The organism is Actinomyces sp. ICM47 (assembly GCF_000278725.1).
Taxonomy (GTDB): domain Bacteria; phylum Actinomycetota; class Actinomycetes; order Actinomycetales; family Actinomycetaceae; genus Pauljensenia.
This window is the reverse complement of sequence record NZ_ALCA01000005.1, coordinates 1-2,374: the sequence shown is the minus strand read 5'-3', so window position 1 is coordinate 2,374 and position 2,374 is coordinate 1. Positions and strand designations below refer to the sequence as shown.

General features: G+C 65.4%; 3 protein-coding genes. 2 read left to right on the top strand and 1 reads right to left on the bottom strand.

Translation table 11 applies throughout. The features are described 5' to 3' along the window. The coding region (gene tadA / locus HMPREF1136_RS00210; RefSeq protein ID WP_034504162.1) for a tRNA adenosine(34) deaminase TadA at positions 1-731 on the bottom strand (731 nt) is incomplete at its 3' end. Between the two features lie 206 nt (positions 732-937). Between tadA and upp the strand changes: the two genes are divergently transcribed. Together upp and HMPREF1136_RS00200 are read left to right on the top strand one after the other, a co-directional pair. Next, on the top strand, positions 938-1,576 hold the full coding sequence (gene upp, locus HMPREF1136_RS00205; RefSeq protein WP_009647279.1) for a uracil phosphoribosyltransferase: 639 nt from the start codon (positions 938-940) through the stop codon (positions 1,574-1,576). Between the two features lie 229 nt (positions 1,577-1,805). After that, on the top strand, positions 1,806-2,360 hold the full coding sequence (locus HMPREF1136_RS00200; protein WP_009647280.1) for a YagU family protein: 555 nt from the start codon (positions 1,806-1,808) through the stop codon (positions 2,358-2,360). Positions 2,361-2,374: the final 14 nt, after the last annotated feature.

The following is a 2,374-nucleotide window of genomic DNA, read 5'->3' as shown; positions in this document are numbered from 1 at the left end:
CGCTCGGAGAAGGGGCGACCGGCGCGGCGCGGGAACGGTGAAGCCGCGACTGCACGGCGGCCGGTGGCCGCGGGGGAAAGGACGGCGACGGGCGCGCTCGGGTAGACCGTGGCCTGCTTGTCGGAGTTCTTCGGGGACGAGGCCGGGGCGGGCTCGTTGGCGCGCGTGTCCCTGGCGCGGACCGGGGCAGGGACGGACTTGTTGGCGCGCGCATCCTCAGCGGGAGGTAGGGCGGGGGCCGGGGCAGGCAGGTCGCCGGGCTCGTGGACGGGGGCCTCAACGACGGGCATTTCGTTGGCGGCGCGCTGTCCGAGGAAGAAGGAGCGCAGCTGCATGGCTGCTTCCTGGGCGAGAACACCGCCGATGACCTCGGTCGGGTGGGGCATACGGGCGTCGCGTAAGACGTCACGCAGGGAGCCGGCGGCACCGGCCTTGGGGTCCCAGGCACCGAAGACGACGCGGTCGACGCGCGAGGCCAGGATGGCTCCCGCGCACATGGTGCAGGGTTCGAGAGTAACGATGAGGGTGCAACCGGTCAGGCGCCATGTGCCCAGGGCGCGGGCTGCTTCGCGCAGGGCGACGATCTCGGCGTGGCCCGTGGGATCGTGATGAGCCTCGCGGCAGTTCCACCCTCGACCGATGATGTGTCCGTCGGCGTCGACGACGACGGCACCGACGGGGACGTCTCCCGTTTCGCGGGCGCGATTGGCCAAGAAAAGGGCTTTGCCCATGGCTTCGCGATACTGCTCATTCACTGACACCCTATTAGCTTACCGGCCAAATCATCATTGAGGTAACCGGAGGTCGGGATCTCTGTGGGGCACGAGTAGCCCCTGAGTTTGACAGATGGTCAGCACCTGCTGCGCGCGGGCAGCCACGGCCTCGTGCCCGAAGCACCGGGGTGCGCACGCACACGCGTACGAGGTAGCCTATAACCATGCGCCTCCACGTAGCTAATCACCCCCTGATCGCCCACAAGCTCACTGTTCTACGCGATCGCAACACGCCATCGGCGACGTTCCGCCAGCTCGTTGACGAGCTGGTCACTCTGCTCGCCTACGAGGCGACCCGCGAGGTCGCCGTGTCCGATACCCCAATCGAGACCCCCGTTGCGCCGACCACCGGCCTGACGCTGTCGGAGCCTCGTCCGATCGTCGTGCCTGTTCTGCGTGCTGGCCTGGGTATGCTCGAGGGCATGACCCGCCTGCTGCCCACCGCCGAGGTTGGTTTCCTGGGCATGCGTCGCGACGATAACACCCTCGAGATCGAGACCTACGCGAACCGCCTGCCGGACGACCTGTCGGGTCGCCAGTGCTTCGTGCTCGATCCGATGCTGGCCACGGGCCACACGATGGTCGCGGCGACGAACTACCTGTTCGAGCGCGGCGCGAAGGATGTTACCTGCGTGTGCATCCTGGCTGCCCCCGAGGGTGTCGCGACGCTCGAGGCCGCGATTGGTGATCGCGCCGACGTCAACGTCGTCGTCGCCGCCGTCGACGAGTGTCTCAACGATAAGTCTTACATCGTGCCCGGCTTGGGCGACGCGGGTGACCGCCTGTACGGGATCGTCGACTGACAAGGCGCGCGTCGGCCACCATTCAAGCCAATACGATTGGCCAACAACTCCGGGTGGGGGAGGGACTTGGGTCCCTCCCCCACCCGCATAATTCCGAGGTATCCCCTCCAAAAATCCGACCAGATTGGCTAGTTTTTGGGTGTTGTCGCAGGTGACGCACGACTGTGACCTTGAGCGCTAAGTCACCAAAGCCCTCGAAACTTCAACAATCACATCGGATGCTTGACATATGGCACTAATTCAGACCAATCCGAAGCGCCGCCGCTACGGCGTCGCAGCGCTCGCAGGTGTTCTCGGCGGCATCGTCTCCGCCATCGTAAAGTTCGGCTGGGAGGTGCCGCTACCTCCGCGCACGCCCGTCCGCAACGCGACCAACCCGCCGCAGCAGCTGCTCCAGCAGCTGGGCGTCCCGGAGAGCGTCACCCACCTGTCCTACACCTACAACGGCAACGAGGGACTCCCCTGGGTCTCCTTCATCGTCCACTTCGCCTTCTCGATCGGCTTCGCGGTCATCTACTGCGTGCTGGCCGAACGCTTCCCCCAGATCAAGCTCTGGCAGGGCGCGGCCTTCGGAATTGTCGTCTACGTGGGATTCCACGTCATCCTTATGCCACTGATGGGCACCGTCCCGGCACCCTGGAACCAGCCCTTCGCGGAACATTTCTCCGAGTTCTTCGGCCACATCATCTGGCTATGGGTCATCGAAGTCTTCCGCCGTGACCTGCGCAATCGCATCACGCACGAGCCGGACGCCGAGTTCCCGCTCGACACGCGCACCAAGTGAAGCACTTATAACAA

Excerpts from the sequence above, each read along its gene's own strand:
- upp (WP_009647279.1), top strand. The coding sequence starts at position 938 with ATGCGCCTCCACGTAGCTAATCACCCCCTGATCGCCCACAAGCTCACT.
- HMPREF1136_RS00200 (WP_009647280.1), top strand. The coding sequence starts at position 1,806 with ATGGCACTAATTCAGACCAATCCGAAGCGCCGCCGCTACGGCGTCGCA.